Annotated in this window: 16 protein-coding genes; 4 read left to right on the plus strand and 12 right to left on the minus strand. The window is 75.1% G+C overall.

The window, feature by feature from the left end:
• On the minus strand, positions 1–221 hold a 221-nt coding region (locus tag ACLIYP_RS23500), incomplete at its 3' end, for a (2Fe-2S)-binding protein (protein ID WP_412715111.1).
• 185 nt (positions 222–406) lie between these two features.
• Positions 407–1,756, minus strand: a complete 1,350-nt coding sequence (locus ACLIYP_RS23505) for a class II 3-deoxy-7-phosphoheptulonate synthase (RefSeq protein ID WP_412715112.1) — start codon at positions 1,754–1,756, stop codon at positions 407–409.
• A gap of 287 nt (positions 1,757–2,043) precedes the next feature.
• Between ACLIYP_RS23505 and ACLIYP_RS23510 the strand changes: the two genes are divergently transcribed.
• The gene (locus ACLIYP_RS23510; RefSeq protein WP_412715113.1) at positions 2,044–4,029 is read left to right on the plus strand and encodes an anthranilate synthase family protein; all 1,986 of its coding nucleotides are present in this window, start codon (positions 2,044–2,046) and stop codon (positions 4,027–4,029) included.
• A 42-nt stretch (positions 4,030–4,071) separates the two neighbouring features.
• On the opposite strand, the gene ACLIYP_RS23515 is transcribed toward ACLIYP_RS23510, so the two are convergent.
• The 4 genes from ACLIYP_RS23515 to ACLIYP_RS23530 all read right to left on the minus strand — a co-directional run bounded on the left by ACLIYP_RS23515 (position 4,072) and on the right by ACLIYP_RS23530 (position 8,059).
• On the minus strand, positions 4,072–5,109 hold the full coding sequence (locus ACLIYP_RS23515; RefSeq protein WP_412715114.1) for a 6-phosphofructokinase: 1,038 nt from the start codon (positions 5,107–5,109) through the stop codon (positions 4,072–4,074).
• A gap of 152 nt (positions 5,110–5,261) precedes the next feature.
• Positions 5,262–5,975, minus strand: coding sequence for a response regulator (locus tag ACLIYP_RS23520; RefSeq protein WP_412715115.1), 714 nt, complete (start codon positions 5,973–5,975; stop codon positions 5,262–5,264).
• Positions 5,956–7,185: a MacS family sensor histidine kinase gene (gene macS, locus ACLIYP_RS23525; protein WP_412715125.1), complete on the minus strand. Its 1,230-nt coding sequence runs from the start codon at positions 7,183–7,185 to the stop codon at positions 5,956–5,958. Before macS ends, ACLIYP_RS23520 begins: the two co-directional genes overlap by 20 nt.
• Positions 7,186–7,216: 31 nt before the next feature.
• On the minus strand, positions 7,217–8,059 hold the full coding sequence (locus ACLIYP_RS23530) for a lysophospholipid acyltransferase family protein (RefSeq protein WP_412715116.1): 843 nt from the start codon (positions 8,057–8,059) through the stop codon (positions 7,217–7,219).
• Positions 8,060–8,238: 179 nt separating this feature from the next.
• On the opposite strand from ACLIYP_RS23530, the gene ACLIYP_RS23535 reads away from it, so the two are divergent.
• Positions 8,239–9,009, plus strand: coding sequence for an alpha/beta hydrolase (locus tag ACLIYP_RS23535; protein ID WP_410538881.1), 771 nt, complete (start codon positions 8,239–8,241; stop codon positions 9,007–9,009).
• On the plus strand, positions 8,996–9,592 hold the full coding sequence (locus ACLIYP_RS23540; protein WP_412715117.1) for a hypothetical protein: 597 nt from the start codon (positions 8,996–8,998) through the stop codon (positions 9,590–9,592). The genes ACLIYP_RS23535 and ACLIYP_RS23540 overlap by 14 nt, the downstream gene beginning before the upstream one ends.
• A 258-nt stretch (positions 9,593–9,850) precedes the next feature.
• On the opposite strand, the gene ACLIYP_RS23545 is transcribed toward ACLIYP_RS23540, so the two are convergent.
• The 6 genes from ACLIYP_RS23545 to ACLIYP_RS23570 all read right to left on the minus strand — a co-directional run bounded on the left by ACLIYP_RS23545 (position 9,851) and on the right by ACLIYP_RS23570 (position 15,229).
• The gene (locus ACLIYP_RS23545; RefSeq protein WP_412715118.1) at positions 9,851–10,645 is read right to left on the minus strand and encodes an endonuclease/exonuclease/phosphatase family protein; all 795 of its coding nucleotides are present in this window, start codon (positions 10,643–10,645) and stop codon (positions 9,851–9,853) included.
• A 16-nt stretch (positions 10,646–10,661) separates the two neighbouring features.
• The gene (locus ACLIYP_RS23550; protein WP_412715119.1) at positions 10,662–11,603 is read right to left on the minus strand and encodes an ROK family glucokinase; all 942 of its coding nucleotides are present in this window, start codon (positions 11,601–11,603) and stop codon (positions 10,662–10,664) included.
• 174 nt (positions 11,604–11,777) lie between these two features.
• A complete protein-coding gene (locus tag ACLIYP_RS23555; RefSeq protein ID WP_412715120.1) occupies positions 11,778–12,338 on the minus strand; it encodes a DUF5304 family protein in 561 nt (186 codons plus the stop codon).
• Between the two features lie 146 nt (positions 12,339–12,484).
• Positions 12,485–13,852, minus strand: coding sequence for an ArsA family ATPase (locus ACLIYP_RS23560; RefSeq protein WP_412715121.1), 1,368 nt, complete (start codon positions 13,850–13,852; stop codon positions 12,485–12,487).
• A 2-nt stretch (positions 13,853–13,854) separates the two neighbouring features.
• Positions 13,855–14,304: an SRPBCC family protein gene (locus tag ACLIYP_RS23565; protein ID WP_412715122.1), complete on the minus strand. Its 450-nt coding sequence runs from the start codon at positions 14,302–14,304 to the stop codon at positions 13,855–13,857.
• Between the two features lie 163 nt (positions 14,305–14,467).
• A complete protein-coding gene (locus ACLIYP_RS23570) occupies positions 14,468–15,229 on the minus strand; it encodes a metallophosphoesterase family protein (protein ID WP_412715123.1) in 762 nt (253 codons plus the stop codon).
• A 279-nt stretch (positions 15,230–15,508) separates the two neighbouring features.
• On the opposite strand from ACLIYP_RS23570, the gene ACLIYP_RS23575 reads away from it, so the two are divergent.
• Positions 15,509–17,302 (plus strand): AMP-dependent synthetase/ligase, encoded by a 1,794-nt coding sequence (locus ACLIYP_RS23575; protein ID WP_412715124.1) that lies wholly within the window; start codon positions 15,509–15,511, stop codon positions 17,300–17,302.
• Positions 17,303–17,717 lie beyond the last annotated feature (415 nt).

Below are 17,717 nucleotides of genomic sequence, written 5' to 3' on the forward strand. Positions count from 1 at the left end.
GCCGGCACGGCGGGGAGCGCGGCTCCGGCGCGGGAGGCGCCGGCCGTCTCGCGCCGAGGGCACCCGCCGCGGCCCAGCAGCCCCTGGATGCGGCGCACGCACGAGCCGCAGTCGGTGCCCGCCCGGCTGGCGGAGGCTATCTGGCGCGGGGTGCAGGCCCCGGAGGCCGCGTGTTCGCGGATCTGCTCCTCAGTGACGCCGAAGCACGAGCAGACGTACACGCGGTCACCTCCACGGGAGACGGGTCGGACACCCGGCCGGACACCCCGGTCGGGCCGGTGAGGTAACCCTAACCTAACCTGCGGACCGCCGGTGCGACAGCGCCGTGGGGCGCGGATCGCTGTGATCCGCGCCCCACGGCACTGCTGTGCGACGGTGCGTCCCGGTGCCTACCGGTGCCCGCCGCTCACTGGTCGCGGTACATCTCCGCCACCAGGAACGCCAGGTCCAGCGACTGGCTGCGGTTCAGCCGCGGGTCGCAGGCGGTCTCGTAGCGCTGGTGCAGGTCGTCGACGAAGATCTCGTCGCCGCCGCCCACGCACTCGGTGACGTCGTCGCCGGTCAGCTCAACATGGATGCCGCCCGGGTGGGTGCCCAGGCTCTTGTGGACCTCGAAGAAGCCCTTGACCTCGTCCAGCACGTCGTCGAAGCGCCGCGTCTTGTGCCCGCTGGCCGCCTCGAAGGTGTTGCCGTGCATCGGGTCGCACACCCACACCGGCTGCGCGCCGGAGGCCGTGACCTTCTCCACCAGGGTGGGGAGCCGGTCGCGGATCTTGTCGGCCCCCATCCGGGTGATGAAGGTCAGCCGGCCCGGCTCGCGGTCCGGGTCCAGCCGGTCGATCAGCGTCAGGGCGTCCTCGGGCGTGGTGGCGGGCCCGAGCTTGACCCCGATCGGGTTGCGGATGCGGGAGGCGAACTCGATGTGCGCGCCGTCCAGCTGGCGGGTCCGCTCGCCGATCCAGACCATGTGGCCGGAGACGTCGTACAGGTCCCCCGTGCGGGAGTCCACCCGGGTCAGCGCCGACTCGTAGTCGAGGATCAGCGCCTCGTGCGAGGCGTAGAACTCCACCGTCTTGAACTCCTCCGGGTCCACCCCGCAGGCGTTCATGAAGTTCAGCGCCCGGTCGATCTCCCGGGCCAGCGCCTCGTAGCGCTGGCCGGAGGGGGAGTTCTTCACGAAGTCCTGGTTCCAGGCGTGCACCTGGCGCAGGTCGGCGTAACCGCCGGTGGTGAAGGCCCGCACCAGGTTCAGCGTCGCCGAGGAGGCGTGGTACATCCGCTTGAGCCGCTGCGGGTCCGGGGTGCGGGCCTCGGGGGTGAACTCGAAGCCGTTGACCGAGTCGCCCCGGTAGGAGGGCAGGGTCACCCCGTCGCGGGTCTCGGTGGGCTTCGAGCGCGGCTTGCTGTACTGCCCGGCGATCCGGCCCACCTTCACCACCGGGACGGACCCGGCGTAGGTGAGCACGGCCCCCATCTGGAGCAGCGTCTTGAGCTTGTTCCTGATCTGCTCGGCGGAGACGGCGTCGAAGGCCTCGGCGCAGTCGCCCCCCTGGAGCAGGAACGCCTCGCCCTTGGCGACGGACGCCAGGCGGGCGCGCAGCTGGTCGCACTCGCCGGCGAAGACGAGCGGCGGATAGGACTCGAGCTCGGCGATCACATCGCGCAGAGCCTCGGAGTCCGGCCAGTCGGGCTGCTGCGCCGCGGGTAGGTCTCGCCAGGTGTGGGTACCGGCGTCGGGTTTGGCGTTCACGGTCACGCATCCAGATTACGGGGTGGGGTCCGCCCCTCCCGTGCCTGACCGATGGGTGAGACGGAGTCCGCGGGGACGGGCGGGGCGGGGGTAGAGTGCGGGGCATGTCCGCGCAGACGACAGTGCCGGCCGTGACGGCCGCAGCCTGGTGGTGGCCCGCCTCTCCGGCGGCCCACCGACGCGCGCACTGATCCGTACGACGCGAAGGCCGCCCGAGGGGGCGGCCTTCACCGTTTCCGCCGGCAGCCGGCGCGCGGGCCGTTCCCTCCCCCGACAGGAAGGAACGACCCGCTGTGAGAGACCGCACGGACACCTCCGGCGCCCCCGGCTCCGGCGTCGCCGCGAGCGCCCTGGTGGAGCGTCTGCTGGCCGACGACTGCCCGCCCTTCGCCCTGCTGCTGCGCCGCACCCCCGGCCGGGACGGGCGCACCGTCGAGGTGCTGCTCGGACCGGTCGGCGAGGCGGAGCGGCTGGCCGACATCCCCGCCGACGGACCGGGCGCCCTCGCCCTGGTGCCGTTCCGGCAGATCCGCGAGCGCGGCTTCGAGGCGGCCGACGACGGCACTCCGCTGTCGGTGCTCGTCCCCGACGAGATCCACGAGGTGCCCCTGGACGCGCTGGCGGCCGCGCTGCCCGGCCACGCGGTCCGCGTCACCGGCGGGGGCTTCGACGTGAGCGACGGCGCGTACGAGGAGATCGTGCGCCGGGTGGTCGAGGACGAGATCGGCTCCGGCGAGGGCGCCAACTTCGTCGTCCGCCGCACCTACCGGGGTGTGATCGAGGGCTACGGCAGGGCCGACGCGCTGGCGCTGTTCCGGCGGCTGCTGGCCGGGGAGCGCGGCGCGTACTGGACGTACGCCGTGCACACCGGCGAGCGCACCCTGGTGGGGGCCAGCCCCGAGGTCCACGTCCGGATGAGCGGCGGGACGGTGGTGATGAACCCGATCAGCGGCACCTACCGCTATCCGGCCGGCGGCCCGTCCGCGGAGGGCCTGCTGGAGTTCCTCGGCGACCGCAAGGAGACCGAGGAGCTGTCGATGGTGGTCGACGAGGAGCTGAAGATGATGTGCGCCGTCGGCGACATGGGCGGCGTGGTGGTCGGGCCGCGGCTGCGGGAGATGGCCCACCTGGCGCACACCGAGTACGAGCTGCGCGGCCGCAGCACCTGGGACGTCCGCGAGGTGCTGCGCGAGACGATGTTCGCCGCGACCGTCACCGGCAGCCCGGTGGAGAACGCCTGCCGGGTGATCCGGCGCCACGAGGAGGGCGGGCGCGGCTACTACGCGGGCGCGCTGGCGCTGATCGGCCGGGACGGCGGCGGCGCCCGGACGCTGGACTCCCCCATCCTCATCCGCACCGCCGACATCGACGCGGCCACCGGCGAGGTGCGGGTCCCGGTGGGCGCCACGCTGGTGCGCGCCTCGGACCCGGCGGGCGAGGTCGCCGAGACCCATGCCAAGGCCGCCGGAGTGCTGGCCGCGCTGGGTGTGCGGACCGGACCGGCGGGGACGGCGGGGGCCGGGGGCGCGGCCGGGGAGACCGGAAGCACGGCCGGGGGCGCGGCCGGGGAGGCCGTACGGCCGCGCCTGGCGGACGACCCGCGGGTGCGGGCCGCGCTCGACGCGCGGCGCGCGGACCTGGCCCCGTTCTGGCTGCGGATGCGGACGCCCTCCCCCGGCACCGGACCGGTGCGCGGCCGGGCGCTGGTGGTGGACGGCGAGGACTCCTTCACCGCGATGCTGGCCCATCTGCTGCGTTCCACCGGGCTGGAGGTGGCGGTGCGGCGGTACGACGAGCCGGGTCTGCGCGAGGCGGCGCTCGCCCATCCGGGCCCGGTGGTGCTCGGTCCCGGTCCGGGCGATCCGCGCGACGCCGCCGACCCGAAGATGCGGGTGCTGCGCCCGCTCGCCGCCGAACTGCTGCACGGCCACCGGCACGGGCTGCTGGGGGTCTGCCTGGGGCACGAGCTGATCGCCGCAGCGCTGGGCCTGGAGCTGGTCCGCAGGGACGAGCCGTACCAGGGCGCGCAGGAGCGGATCGACCTGTTCGGCACGGAGCGGACCGTCGGCTTCTACAACTCCTACACCGCCCGCTGCGACGCGGCGCGGGAGCGGGAGCTGGCCGCGGACGGGGTGGAGCTGAGCCGCGACCCGGTCCGCGGGGACGTCCACGCGCTGCGCGGGCCGCACTTCGCCGGGGTGCAGTTCCACCCCGAGTCGGTGCTGACGCTGGAGGGGGCGCGGATCACGGCCGATCTGCTGGCCGCCGTCCTGGTCTGAGGGCCCGCCGGGCCGGCCCGGCGGCCGGCCCTCCGGCCGGGGTCAGCCGAAGAAGACGCCCGCCTCCTCGTACAGCGAGGGATCGACCGTCTTCAGCGTGGAGGACGCCTCGGCCAGCCGTACGCGGGTGATCCGGGTGCCCTGCAGCGCCGTCATCGCCCCCCAGTCGCCCTGGTGCACCGCGTCGATCGCGTGCAGGCCGAAGCGGGTGGCCAGCCAGCGGTCGAACGGGCTGGGGGCGCCGCCGCGCTGGAGGTGGCCGAGCACGGTGGTGCGGGCCTCCTTGCCGGTGCGCCGCTCGATCTCCCTGCCCAGCCACTCGCCCACTCCGGAGAGCCGGGCGCGGGGGTCCGCGCCCGGCAGCGGCGTGGTGCCGCGGCGCAGGGTGATCTCGCCCGACTCGGGCAGGGCGCTGTCGGCGATGACGACGATCGGGGCGTAGGTGGCCCGGAACCGGGACTCGACCCACCCGCACACCCGGTCCACGTCGAAGGGCTGCTCGGGGATGAGGATGCAGTTGGCCCCGCCCGCCAGGCCCGAGTGGAGGGCGATCCATCCGGCGCTGCGCCCCATCACCTCCACCACCAGCACCCGCTTGTGGGACTCGGCGGTGGTGTGCAGCCGGTCGATGGCCGCGGTGGCGACGCCGACGGCGGTGTCGAAGCCGATGGTGTAGTCGGTGAGGGGGATGTCGTTGTCGATGGTCTTGGGCACGCCCACCAGGGGGACGCCGTGGTCCTCGGCGAGCCGGGCCGCGACGCCGAGCGTGGCGGTCCCGCCGACCACGATCAGGGCGTCCAGCCGGTGGCGGGCGAGGGTGCCCAGCACCCTGTCGGTCCCGTCGTCCTCCGCCAGGGGGTTGGTGCGCGAGGAGCCGAGGATGGTGCCGCCGCGCGGCAGGGTGCCGCGCACGGCCCGGATGTCGAGCGGCACGGTCTCGTCCCGCAGCACACCGCGCCAGCCGTCGCGGAACCCGGTGAACTCGTCGCCGTACTCCTGCACCCCCTTGCGGACGATCGCGCGCAGCACCGCGTTGAGTCCGGGGCAGTCGCTGCCGCCGGTCAGCACTCCGACCCGCATGAGTCTCCCTTCTCCGCCCGGTCTCCCGGTTTCCGGCATCCCTCGGCGGGTTCCCCGATCCGGCGGAACCACCGGCCGCCGCCCGCCCCGGCCACGCTAGCGGCGGTACGGGCGACGGGTGCGGCGGAACACCGCGGCGGACGGCGGACGGCTCAGGCGTCGTCCAGGCCGCGTTCGATCGCGTAGCGAACCAGCTCCACCCGGTTGTGGAGCTGGAGCTTGCCCAGGGTGTTCTGCACGTGGTTCTGCACGGTGCGGTGCGAGATGACCAGCCGCTCGGCGATCTGCTTGTACGACAGCCCCTTGGCGACCAGCCGCAGCACCTCGGTCTCCCGCTCGGTCAGCCGGGGCGCGCCGGGCTCGTCGGGCCTGCGCGGCGCGGGGTCGCCGGCCAGCCGCCGGTACTCGCCGAGCACCAGCCCGGCCAGCCCCGGCGTGAACACCGGGTCCCCCTCCGCGGTGCGGCGCACGGCCTCCAGCAGCTCCTGCGTGCTCGCCGACTTCACCAGATAGCCCGTCGCCCCGGACTTCACCGCCTCCAGCACGTCCGCGTGCTCGCCGCTCGCGGAGAGCACCAGCACCCGGGGGCCGGTGGGCCCGCCGCCGGGACCGGAGCCGACGAGCTGCCGGCACACCTCGACGCCCGGCAGGCCGGGCAGGTTGAGGTCCAGGACGAGTACGTCCGGCTCGACGGCCCGGGCCCGGCGCACCGCCTGGGGCCCGTCCCCGGCGGTGGCCACCACGTCGAAGCCCGCCTCGGCGAGGTCCCGGGCGACCGCGTCCCGCCACATCGGGTGGTCGTCGACGACCATCACCCGGACGGCCCCGCCGTTCCCCGCGCCGCTCTCACCTGTTGTGCTGGTCATCCTTGGGCACCCTCAGCTCGACTTCCGTTCCCTGCCCCGGCACCGACAGCAGCTCCGCGCTGCCGCCCAGATCGCGCAGGCGCCCGCGGATGGAGAGCGCCACGCCCATGCGGCCCTCGGCCTCCGCGTCCTCCAGGCGCCCCGGCGGGATGCCGGGTCCGTCGTCCCGGACGGTCACCACAACGGCGTCCGGCTCGTCCTCCAGCAGGATCCACGCCTGCGCCTCCTCGCCCGACGGTCCCCGCGCGTGCCTGCGCACATTGTCCAGGGCCGCGCCGACCGCCGCCGCCAGTTCCCGGGCCGCCGCCGCGGGCAGCGGCACCGGTGCGCCGGGCTCGGCGAAGGAGACCCTGCTCCCGGCGTACGCGGACAGCAGCGCGCGCACGTCGCAGACGTCCCCGCCCTCCCCGTCCACTCCGCCCCTCCCCTGCGGCGGCACGGCGGCCGGTGAGGCCGGAACCGGGTGCCCGGCGGCGCGGGAGGCGGGGGCCTCGGGCACCACGCCGCTGGAGACCAGCGTGCGCAGCGCCGCCTCCTGCTCCCCCGCCAGCCGCCCCAGCTCGGCCGCCTCGCCGCCGATGGCGGTGCCGCGGCGCTGCACCATGGCCAGCACCTGGAGCACGCTGTCGTGGATGTCCCGGGCCAGGCGCTCCCGTTCACGGGTGGCGGCCTCGATCCGCAGCGCGCGGGCCAGGGTGCGCTCACTGGCGCGGGCCACCTCGACGACGTAGCCGATGGCGACGCTCGCGATGCACACCAGCAGCACGTTGTGCACGGTGTCCTGCGCGAAGCCGCCCGCCGCGGCCACGTTGGCGGCGCCGACCAGCAGCGAGGCCCCCGCGGCCCAGCGCCAGCCCTTCTTGATCGCGAAGCCGAGCACCGCGCCGGCCGTCCATATCGACGGCAGGGTGGGGCCGCCCGCGTCGATGCGCGCCTGGGTGTCCACCACCGGTGTCAGCAGGATCCCGGCGAGCGCGACGGCCAGTTCCACCGCCAGGAAGGCCGGGGTGCAGCGCTCGGCGCCGGAGACCCGGCGGACGGTCGCCAGCGTCCACACCGCCAGGACGGCGAGGTAGGCGCCCGCGCCCAGCGGATGGACGTACTCGCCGTACGCGTGGGCGTACAGCGCCAGCGCGTACCCCATGGTGAGCACCCGGTAGGCCGTCAGCGCCCTCCACAGCGGCTGCTCGACGGACATCCCCGCGGCCATCGCCACGCCCCCGTACCTCCCCCGGCGGCTCCTAGGCCGCTCTGTCGTCGCCCCCGCCGGCCCCGGCGGGCTTCCCGGTTCCCCCGGTTCCCCCGGCTTCCCCGGAAGCTCCGCCCTCCCGGGCCCTCTCGCCCCCGCGCGCCTTCCCGGCCCTGTGCCGCGCGGCGCGCTCGGCCTTCTCCGCCTTCTCCCGCTCCGCGATCTGCCGCTTGGCCGCCGTGGCGTACATGTCGACGTACTCCTGGCCGGACAGCTTCATGATCTCGTACATGACCTCGTCGGTGACCGACCGCAGGACGAAGCGGTCGCCGTCCATGCCCTGGTAGCGGCTGAAGTCCAGGGGCCTGCCGATCCGGATGCCGGGCCGCATCAGCTTCGGGACGACCTTGCCGGGCGGCTGGATCTTCTCGGTGTCGATCATCGCGATGGGGATGACCGGCGCGCCGGTGGCCAAAGCCACCCTGGCCAGTCCGCCCGGCTTGCCGCGGTAGAGGCGGCCGTCCGGGGACCGGGTGCCCTCGGGGTAGATGCCGAACAGCTCGCCGCGCTCCAGCACCTGGATGCCGCTGCGGACCGCGGCCTCGCCCGCGCCCCGTCCGCCCGAGCGGTCCACCGGAAGCTGGCCGATGCCCTTGAAGAACGCCGCCGTCAGCCGCCCCTTGACGCCGGGGGTGGTGAAGTACTCCGCCTTGGCGATGAAGGTGACCTTGCGGTCCAGGACGGCGGGCAGGAAGAAGGAGTCCGAGAACGACAGGTGGTTGCTCGCGAGTATGGCCGGCCCCTCGGCCGGGATGTTCTCCAGGCCCTCCACCCAGGGACGGAACGCGAGCCTGAGCCCGTTCCCGAGGGAGAGCTTCATGACGCCGTACAACAACCGAGGAACCTCCTGTGTCTGCCGGTAAGACCATATCCCGCCGGAACCGCTCTCCCCGCCTCGTTCCGCTCCCGCGCGGGCCGTCCGGCCTACCCGGTCACCGCGCGCACGCGTAGGGTGGCAGCATCCCCGCCCGTGCCGGGCGCTCCACCGAGTCGACCACCGAACGGAGATCCACGGTGCCCCTGCTCCCCGGTGCCGAACCGCTGCGCCACGACGGCGGCGAGGTCGGCGTCCTGCTGTGTCACGGTTTCACCGGCTGCCCGCAGTCGATGCGCCCCTGGGCCCGCTACCTGGCCGAGAGGGACCTGACCGTCTCGCTGCCGCTGCTGCCCGGCCACGGCACGCGCTGGCAGGACCTGGCGGTCACCGGCTGGCAGGACTGGTACGCGACCGTCGACCACGAGCTGCGGCGGCTGAGCGAACGCTGCGAGCAGGTCTTCGTCTGCGGCCTGTCGATGGGCGGGGCGCTCGCGCTGCGGCTGGCCGCCCTGCACGGCGACGCGGTCAGCGGGGTCGTGGCGGTCAACCCGGCGGCGACGCTCCCGCGGATCCAGGGGTACGCGCTGCCGGTCCTGCGCCACCTGCTCCCCTCCACCAGGGGCGTCACCGGCGACATCGCCAAGGAGGGCGCGGTGGAGGTCGGCTACGACCGGGTGCCGCTGCACGCCGCGCACTCCCTGTACGAACTGCTGCGGACGGTGCGCGGGGAGCTGCCCCGGGTCACCCGGCCGCTGCTGCTCCTGCACAGCCGGGTGGACCACGTCGTGCCCCCCTCGGACTCCGCGCTGATCCTCGACCGGGTCTCCTCGCGCGACGTCACCGAGACGGTGCTGGAGCGGAGCCTGCACGTGGCCACCCTGGACCACGACGCGGAGCGGATCTTCGCGGACTCCTACGGATTCATCACCCGCCTCACAGCGAGGAAGACGGCACGTGACGGAGCGTGAGCAGGGCCGCGGCGAGGGCCAGGAGCCCCTGGACGAGGAGGCCGCCTGGGCCCAGATCGTGGCCGCCTACGGGGAGGAGCCCGCGAGCCCTCCGCACGAGGAGCGGCGGTCCGGCGGGCCCGCCGGACCGGGCGGACCGGGCGGCGGCGAGGCGGCCGGCGGGTCCGGCGAGCGGGGCGGACCGGGCGGGTCCGGCGAGGAGGGCGGCGAGCGCTCCGGGCCGGAGGCCGGCGACTCCCCGGCACGCAGCTTCACCGTGTACGCGGCCGGTTCCGGGCCGCGCGACTGGAGTCCGGCCGAGCCCTCCGACGGCGACCTCGGCGAGGACGACGAGGGCCACTTCGTGCCGCCCGAGCCCCCGCCGCTGCCCAAGGGGGACCCCGCGAGCCGCTTCGCCTGGGTGGCGGTCCTGGGCGGCCCTCTGCTGCTGATTCTGACCATCCTGTTCCAGCAGCCGGTGACGTGGTGGATCGCCACCCTGGGCGTCGGCGGGTTCCTGGGCGGTTTCGCCGCGCTGGTGATGCGGATGCGCGACGACGAGGACGACGACCTCGACGATCCGGGGCGCGGCGCGGTGGTCTGACCGGGCCGGGCCAGGCCGGTCCGGTCCGAGCCGGGAACGACCGGTCGGCCGGGCCGGAGCGGGCCGGCCCGCGGGCCCGCGGCGCATAGGCCCTGTCCGGCAAACAGCGCTGTCCGCCCGAAGGGCGGGCCCCTCGGTGTCCGGTGCGTGCGATCGCAGGGCGGAGAAGGAGAGCGCAGCGTGCCGCGCCGACGATCGGCAACGCAGCGAGCGGGCGTGCCGGACACCGCGGAGCAGGCGGGATCTGCCGGACAGGGCCTAGGCGGCGGGTACGCGCAGGGCGGCCAGGACCGGCAGGTGGTCGGTGGCCGCCCTCAGATCGGCGTCGGCGACGCCCGGAAGGCCGGCGGGCACACCGCAGCCCAGCACCTCCACCGCCCCGGTGGCCAGCACGGCGTCGATGCGCTTGCGCGGCTCGGCCGCGGTCGAGGTGAGTTCGCCGCCCCACGGGCTGGTGGCCCAGCCGTCCTGGAGGGCGGCGGCCAGGCGGCGGAAGGCACGGCCGTCCGGCTCGTCGTTGAGGTCGCCGGCCACCACCGCGGCGTCCGCCCCCATGCCCGCCAGGCGGTCCAGGACCGTCCCGGCCTGGGCGTACCGCTCCTTCTCGGCCAGGCTGAGGTGGCAGCAGACCACCGCCAGCCGGGCGGAGGGGCCGAAGCGCAGCACCGCCGTGGCCAGACCGCGGCGGTGCAGGCCGGGGGTGCGCGGCAGCAGTACGTCCTCGCTGCGCTCCACCGTGGCGCGCAGCGAGGACAGGATCATCGGCCCGGTGGCGGTCGCCCCGCCCGTGACGTACACCAGGCCCGTCTCCCGGGCGAGGCGGGCCGCGTACTTGCGCCAGCGGAAGAAGCGGGGCGCCTCCTGGACGCAGAGGACGTCGGGCGCGCAGGCCCGGACGACCCGGGCCAGCGCGCCCGTGTCGTCGCGCATGGAGCGGATGTTGTAACTCAGCAGCCGGACCACGGCCGAGCCGTCGGGTTCGGTGCGGGACGCGGGCAGGTCCCCGGGCGCCGTGCGCCCGGGGAAGTCTCCGTTCCCGGTGGCCTCGCCCACCCGCGCCCCCGTGCCGTCAGCCCTGGCGGGCCAGGTCGGCCGCGCCCACCAGACCGGCCCTGCCGCCGAGCTGCGCGGCGAGCACCTGGGCGTGCGGGCGCCACTGGCTGCCCACCAGCCAGCGGCGGAAGGACTTGCGGATCGGTTCGAGGACGAGGTCGCCCTCGTCCGAGACGCCGCCGCCGACGATGAACGCGGAGGGGTCGAAGAGCGAGGCCAGGTCGGCCAGCCCGGCGCCGGCCCAGCGGGCCAGCTCGCGGAAGGAGTCGACGGCCACCGGGCAGCCCTGCCGGGCGGCCTGGCTGATGTGCCGGCCCTCGATGCCCTCCGGGGTCCCGTCGCCGAGGGCGAGCAGGATCCTCGCGTTCTCCGGGGTGGCGTTGGCGCGCTGGCGGGCGTAGCGGACCAGGGCCCGGCCGGAGGCGTACTGCTCCCAGCAGCCCTGGCTGCCGCAGCCGCACAGCAGGCCGTCGGGGACGACCCGGACGTGGCCGAACTCCGCCGCGACGCCGAACCGCCCGCGGTGGAGCCTTCCGCCGATGATGATGCCGCCGCCCAGCCCGGTGCCGAGCGTGATGCACACGACGTCGTCGTGGCCCTGGCCGGCGCCGAAGCGGTACTCGCCCCAGGCGGCGGCGTTGGCGTCGTTCTCGACGACGACCGGGAGGCCGACGCGCTGCTCGACCTTGTCCTTGAGCGGCTCGTTGCGCCACTTGATGTTGGGGGCGAACAGGACGGTGGCCCGCTTGTCGTCGACGTAGCCGGCGGCGCCGATGCCGACCGCCTCGATCTCGTGCCCGGTGCTGACGGTGCGCACCGCCTCCGCGATGGCGTCGATGACGCCCTCGGCGGTGGACGGGGTGGGCACCGTGCTGGTTTCGAGGATCGCGCCCTCTTCATCGACCACGCCGGCCGCGATCTTCGTACCGCCGATGTCGACGCCGATGGTGAGTCCCATGTGTCCCTCAGTTACTCGGTCGATCCCCGCTGTGCACAACCGTACCGGAGGGCGGAGGCTTGAACGGACCGACTGCGAAACCAAACCCGATCCGTACAAGGCCTGAACGGTCCCCGAACGGCGCCCGAAGGGGTTCCGACCAGGCCGGGGCCGGAACGGGAGCCGGAACGGGGGTCAGTCGACCTCGATCCGCTGGGATCCGGCGGGGCCCTCCCCCTCGTCACCCTTGCCCTTTTCGTCCTTCTTCCCCTCGGCCCCGGCCGTGCCGCGGCCCTCTTCCCGCTCGGCCCGGCCGCCGCGGTCCTCCGCCTCGTCCGCCTCGTCCGCCGCGCCGCCGCCCGCGCTCCCGCGGGTCCAGCGCCCCTCCTGGTCCGTCACCGCGGCGCGGTAGGCGGCCAGCAGCTCGCCGCCCGCGGCGGCGAGGTGGTCGAAGACCTTCGGGTTGCGTTCGACGACGGGCTCCACCGCGGCTCTGGCGCGGTCCGCGAACTGGGCGAACTGCCGCACCGCGCCCCGGGCGGCGGGCCCGGCCAGCGGCCCCCCGAGCTCGGTCAGCTTCCCCGTGACCGCCTCGGCCAGCTTGAACAGCTCCTCGGCGGCGCTCCCCACCGGCGCCCCGTAGCGCTCGCGGCGGCGCTCGCGCTCGGCGGCGAGGTCCTCCTCGCAGGCGGTGGCCCAGGCGTCGGAATCGGCACCGGGGTCTGCGGGGGAAGGTCGCTCGGTGGCATCGCTCATGGTGGGCTCCTGGGGCGGTGGCTGCGACGGTGGCCGCGGCGGTCCGCGGCGTTTGACCGAGGGCCGCCCGGCGGACGGGCCCTCCCTCTCGACGTTACCCGAACGCCCGGCGGCGCCCGGGGCGTCGGACGCGCTTCCCCGGTTCCTCAGTCCCGCGCGGGCCACGCCCCGGGCTCGGGCTCGAAGCGCACCGTCAGCTCGCCGTCGGCCAGCCGGGCGCCGGCCACCGCGCAGCGGCGCAGCGCGGCGGGCAGCGGCAGCACCCGGCGGAACGGCCCGGTGGTGACGACGACCTCGTCGCCGCGGCGCACCAGCGACAGCGTCTCGCGGACGGCACCGGGCAGCGGCAGCCGCCACAGCAGGACGCCCTCGTCGGCCAGCCGGTCCTCCACCGTCCACGGCCCGGCGGCCCGGTCACCGGACGGGGCCGCCCCGGACATGGGGCCGGACACCGGGTCCGACGCCGGGCCGGGCGGTGGGCCGGGCGGTGGGATCCGCTCCGCCAGTTCGCCGAGGTCGGCCGGGCCCTGCGGCTCCCGGCCCAGGTGCGGCAGCTCGCACACGGCCGCCGAGCCGGCCGGGCAGTCGCCCAGGAGTTCCTTGAGAGCCTCCTGCTGGCGGGACGCGAGGCCCGCCAGCCAGGGATCGGGCGAGGCGGTGGGCAGCAGCCGGTTGGCGACCACGGCGTCCAGTGCCAGGCCGTGCAGTGCGAGTCCGGCCCGGGCGGCGCGCAGCGCACGGACGGCGGCGGGGCCGGGTTCGAGGACCAGCCGCACGGCGGTCGCGGGTGATTCGACCACCGCCTGTACGGCGGCGAGTTCGCGGTCCAGCCGCTCGGCGGCCTCGTAGAGCGAACGGGCGGGCATCGGCACACCGGCGAGCTGGGCCAGGACCGGCCGCAGCGCACGGGCGGCCTGGCGCTCGGGCGGCAGCAGCCGCCGCAGCCAGCGCCGGGTGTGCTCGGGCAGCGCCAGGGTGCGCACGGCCCGTCCGACCGGCGGCATGTCGGCCACGACCAGGTCGTAGGGGCCTCCTTGCGCGGACGCCTGCCCCGCGGGGCCGTGCGCATCCGGATCGCGGGCATCCGGATCGCGGGCATCCGTTTCGTGGACGTCCGTGCCGTGCGCGGCGCGCAGGGCGCGCAGCATGGCGAAGGCCTCGGCCCCGGGCGGCTCGGCCAGCTCGTCGTCGTCCAGCGGCTCGGCGCCCAGCAGGTCCAGGGCGGAGCGGGCGCGCTCCTGGAGTGCGACGGCGCGGGCCCGGAAGTCGGCGCCGGAGTCGACGCGGGACAGGAGCAGGCCGGGCGCGACCTCGCGGGGTGATCCCGCGCCGTCGGCGCCGATGGGGCCGTCCGTGCCGAACAGCGCCCCCAGCAGGGCCGGGTCCTCGGCGCTGAGCAGCAGCGTACGGCGGCCGCTCCGGGCGGCCGCCAGCGCGGTGGCGGCCGCGACGGTGGTGCGGCCGCCGCCGCCGGCGCCGGTGACCAGGACCGTGCGCGCCCGGGTGCCCTCCACGCTCAGGACTTCGCGCCGCTCTCGACGCGCTTCTTCAGCCCGTCCAGAGCGCGGTCGATGATGACCTTCTCGGCCTTGCGCTTGATCATGCCGAGCATGGGGATCTTCACGTCCACGGTGAGCTGGTAGGTCACCTCGGTGCGGCTGCCGCCGTCGAGGGACCTCAGGCGGTACACGCCGTCCAGGGTGCGCAGCATCTGCGACCTCACCAGGGACCAGCGGACCTCCTCGGGGCCGGTCCACTCGTAGGCGAGGGTGTGCTCGTCCCGGATGGCCCCGGCGTCGAGCAGCAGCCGTACCCGCTCGGCCCGGCCGCGGTCGTCGGTGGAGAGCACCTCGGCCTCCTTGACCTCACCGGTCCACTCCGGGTAGCGCCCGAAGTCGGCGATCACCTCCATCACCTCGGCCGGTGCCGCCTCGACGATGATGCTCGACCTGGTGTGCTCGGCCATCCCTGTGGCTCCTCCGCGTTGCTGCGCCCGGCTCGTGGTCCGCCGCCGTCTGCGGGGGAAGGCTACCGCGCGCGGACGCGGCGGCCCTCCCACCACCCCCGCCTGCCCGCGCGCTCCCGCCCCCATCCCACCGGCGCCCCGGCCGACGGTCCCGTCGGCACGGTCACCACTCCAGGACCCAGGGCCTGCCGGTGGCGTTGAAGTGGCCGACGTTCACGCACTCGGTCCGGCCGATCCGGGTGCGCCGCACCAGGGGCTGGTGGACGTGGCCGAAGAGGGCGTACCGGGGCCGCACCGCGTGGACGGCCTCCAGCAGCGCCTGGCTGCCGCGCTCGAAGCGGCGGGCGACGGTGTCGTAGCACAGCTCGGGCACCAGGGGCGGGATGTGGGAGCACAGCACGTCGACCTCGCCCAGGGCCGCGACCTTGGCCGCGTACGTCTCCTCGTCGACCTCGAAGGGCGTGCGCATCGGGCTGGGCAGTCCGCCGCCGACGAAGCCGAAGCGCAGCCCGCCGATGTCGGCCGTCCGCCCGTCCAGGACGGTGGTGCCCTCGCGGGTGTACTCGGGCCACAGCGCGGGGATGTCCACGTTCCCGTAGGTGGCGTACGTGGGGGCGGGGAAGGCGGCGAACAGCTCTGCGTACTGCCGGCGCACGGCCGCCTCCACCGCCCCCGCCTTGTCGACGTCGGCCCAGAGCCGGGCCGACAGCTCACGGGCCTCGTCGAAGCGGCGCGCGGTGCGCAGTTCGACGTACCGGGTGGTGTTCTCCGCCCCGAAGAGGTCGGGGAAGATGCCGCGGGTGTGGTCGGCGTAGTCGATGAACAGCACGAGGTCGCCCAGGCAGACCAGCGCGTCCGCGCCCTCGCCGGCCGCGGCCAGGTCCCGGCTGTTGCCGTGTACGTCGCTCACCACATGGACTCGCATGAGGCCACCCTAGATCCCGTGGCCCGGCGCGCGGAGGGCTCGCGCACGACCCCTGGACCTGCGGCTCCTTCGTGGCCCGCGGGCACGTGGACTACCCTGCTGGGGACAGTCCAGTGGTGTGTGACGCACCGAACATCTCGGCGCCACCCCCTATCCCGAGCACCGTACCGGTGGGTAACGTCCGTGGCCGTCCACCCTCAAGACCCCTGTCTTGGGCCAGAGCCGGCGGAGGTCCGTTTCCCGGCGGATCCGCGGCGGCGCCGATGAGGAGCATCAGTTTTGCGCGAGTTCAGCCTTCCGGCCCTGTACGAGGTGCCCGCGGACGGAAATCTGACCGATCTCATCCGCCGCAACGCCGCACAGCACCCCGACCTCCCGGTCATCGCCCGCAAGGACGCCAAGGGCGGCTGGGAGGACCTGACCGCCCGGGAGTTCCTGGCGGAGGTGCGGGCCGCCGCCAAGGGCCTGATCGCGGCGGGCGTGCGCCCCGGTGACCGGATCGGCCTGATGTCGCGCACCCGCTACGAGTGGACGCTGCTGGACTTCGCCGTCTGGAGCGCCGGCGCGGTGACCGTGCCGATCTACGAGACCAGCTCGCCGGAGCAGATCCAGTGGATCCTGTCCGACTCCGGCGCGGTCGGCTGCGTCGTGGAGAGCGGCGCCCACGCCGCCGCGGTGGAGTCCGTGCGCGACCGGCTGCCTCGGCTGGCGAACCTGTGGACCGTCGACGACGGCGCGGTGCGGAAGCTGGCCGACTCCGGGACGCAGGTCACCGACGCGGTCCTGGACGAGCACAGCGGCGCCGCCGACGCCGACGCCCCGGCCACCATCGTCTACACCTCCGGCACCACCGGCCGCCCCAAGGGCTGTGTCCTGTCCCACCGGGCGTTCTTCGCCGACTGCGGCAACGTGGTCGAGCGGCTCAAGCCGCTGTTCGTCCCCGGCGAGGGCTCGGTGCTGCTCTTCCTGCCGGTCGCCCACGTCTTCGGCCGCATGGTGCAGATCGCGGCCGTCATGGCGCCGATCCGGCTCGGGCTGAGCCCCGACATCAAGCAGCTCACCGACGACCTGGCCGGCTTCCGCCCGACGCTGATCCTGGGCGTGCCGCGGGTGTTCGAGAAGGTCTACAACTCGGCGCGGGCCAAGGCCCAGGGCGAGGGCAAGGGCAGGATCTTCGACCGGGCCGCCGACACCGCGATCGCCTACAGCCGCGCGCTGGACACCGCCTCCGGCCCCTCGCTGGGCCTGAGGCTGCGCCACAGACTCTTCGACAAGCTGGTCTACGGCAAGCTGCGCGCGGTCCTCGGCGGCCGGGCCACCCACGCCATCTCCGGGGGCGCGGCGCTGGGCGAGCGGCTGGGGCACTTCTACCGCGGCATCGGCTTCACCGTGCTGGAGGGCTACGGCCTCACCGAGTCCTGCGCGCCCACCGCCTTCAACCCCTACGACCGCCCGAAGGTCGGCACGGTCGGGCAGCCGCTGCCGGGCTCGACGGTCCGCATCGGCGACGACGGCGAGGTGCTGCTGCGCGGCGAGCACCTGTTCAGCGGCTACTGGAACAACGAGGCCGCCACCGCCGAGGCGATGGCGGACGGCTGGTTCCACACCGGCGACATCGGCACCCTCGACGAGGACGGCTACCTCACCATCACCGGCCGCAAGAAGGAGATCCTGGTGACGGCGGGCGGCAAGAACGTCGCCCCGGCCGTCATCGAGGACCGCATCCGGGCCCACGCCCTGGTCGCCGAGTGCATGGTGGTCGGCGACGGCCGCCCGTTCGTCGCCGCGCTGATCACGCTGGACGAGGAGTTCCTGCCCCGCTGGGCCGAGGAGCACGGCAGGTCCGGCCTGTCCAGGGAGCGGCTGCTGGAGGACCCCGAGCTGCTGGCGGCCGTCCAGCAGGCGGTGGACGACGGCAACGCGGCCGTCTCCCGCGCGGAGTCGGTGCGCAAGTTCCGCGTCCTGGCGACCCAGTTCACCGAGGACTCGGGCCATCTGACGCCCTCGATGAAGCTCAAGCGCGGTGTGGTCGCCAAGGACTTCGCGCAGGAGATCGAGGCGCTGTACGCGTGACGCGGCGCCCGCCGCGCCCTCGGCGCGGCGGGCGCGGGCACACCGGGAGGCGCACGAACCGCCCCGGTCCGGACGGAACCACCGTCCGGACCGGGGCGGTTCGGCGTTCGCCCCTCCGATTCCGGTGCGGGCTCCGGCCGTTGCGGCCCGGACGGGCACCGCGCGATGCCGCACCGGGGCGAGCGGAGCCGGCCCCGGACCGGCCGGCTCCGCTTCGCCGCCCTCTCGTTCGGCCGCACGCCGGACCGCCCCCACCGGCGTCACAGTCGTGCGGCCGGACGAGACGGGGCGGGGCGAGACGACCGGGCCAGGTGCCGCTGCGGGCACAGGGGCCCGCGAAGGAGGATCCGGGCAGGAGGCGGCCGCACCGGGCCGCCTCGTTCGCCGGGCCGGCCCTCCACCGTCCGCGGCCGCC

Origin of the sequence: Streptomyces nanhaiensis (assembly GCF_046614825.1) — a bacterium.
Classification (GTDB): Bacteria; Actinomycetota; Actinomycetes; order Streptomycetales; family Streptomycetaceae; genus Streptomyces; species Streptomyces radiopugnans.

What these genes read in the sequence shown, in the direction of transcription:
- ACLIYP_RS23515 (WP_412715114.1), bottom strand. Translation starts at nt 5,109, where the DNA reads ATGCGGGTCGGAGTGCTGACCGGCGGCAGCGACTGCCCCGGACTCAAC.
- ACLIYP_RS23520 (WP_412715115.1), bottom strand. Translation starts at nt 5,975, where the DNA reads ATGACCAGCACAACAGGTGAGAGCGGCGCGGGGAACGGCGGGGCCGTC.
- macS (WP_412715125.1), bottom strand. Translation starts at nt 7,185, where the DNA reads ATGGCCGCGGGGATGTCCGTCGAGCAGCCGCTGTGGAGGGCGCTGACG.
- ACLIYP_RS23550 (WP_412715119.1), bottom strand. Translation starts at nt 11,603, where the DNA reads ATGGGACTCACCATCGGCGTCGACATCGGCGGTACGAAGATCGCGGCC.
- ACLIYP_RS23555 (WP_412715120.1), bottom strand. Translation starts at nt 12,338, where the DNA reads ATGAGCGATGCCACCGAGCGACCTTCCCCCGCAGACCCCGGTGCCGAT.
- ACLIYP_RS23565 (WP_412715122.1), bottom strand. Translation starts at nt 14,304, where the DNA reads ATGGCCGAGCACACCAGGTCGAGCATCATCGTCGAGGCGGCACCGGCC.
- ACLIYP_RS23570 (WP_412715123.1), bottom strand. Translation starts at nt 15,229, where the DNA reads ATGCGAGTCCATGTGGTGAGCGACGTACACGGCAACAGCCGGGACCTG.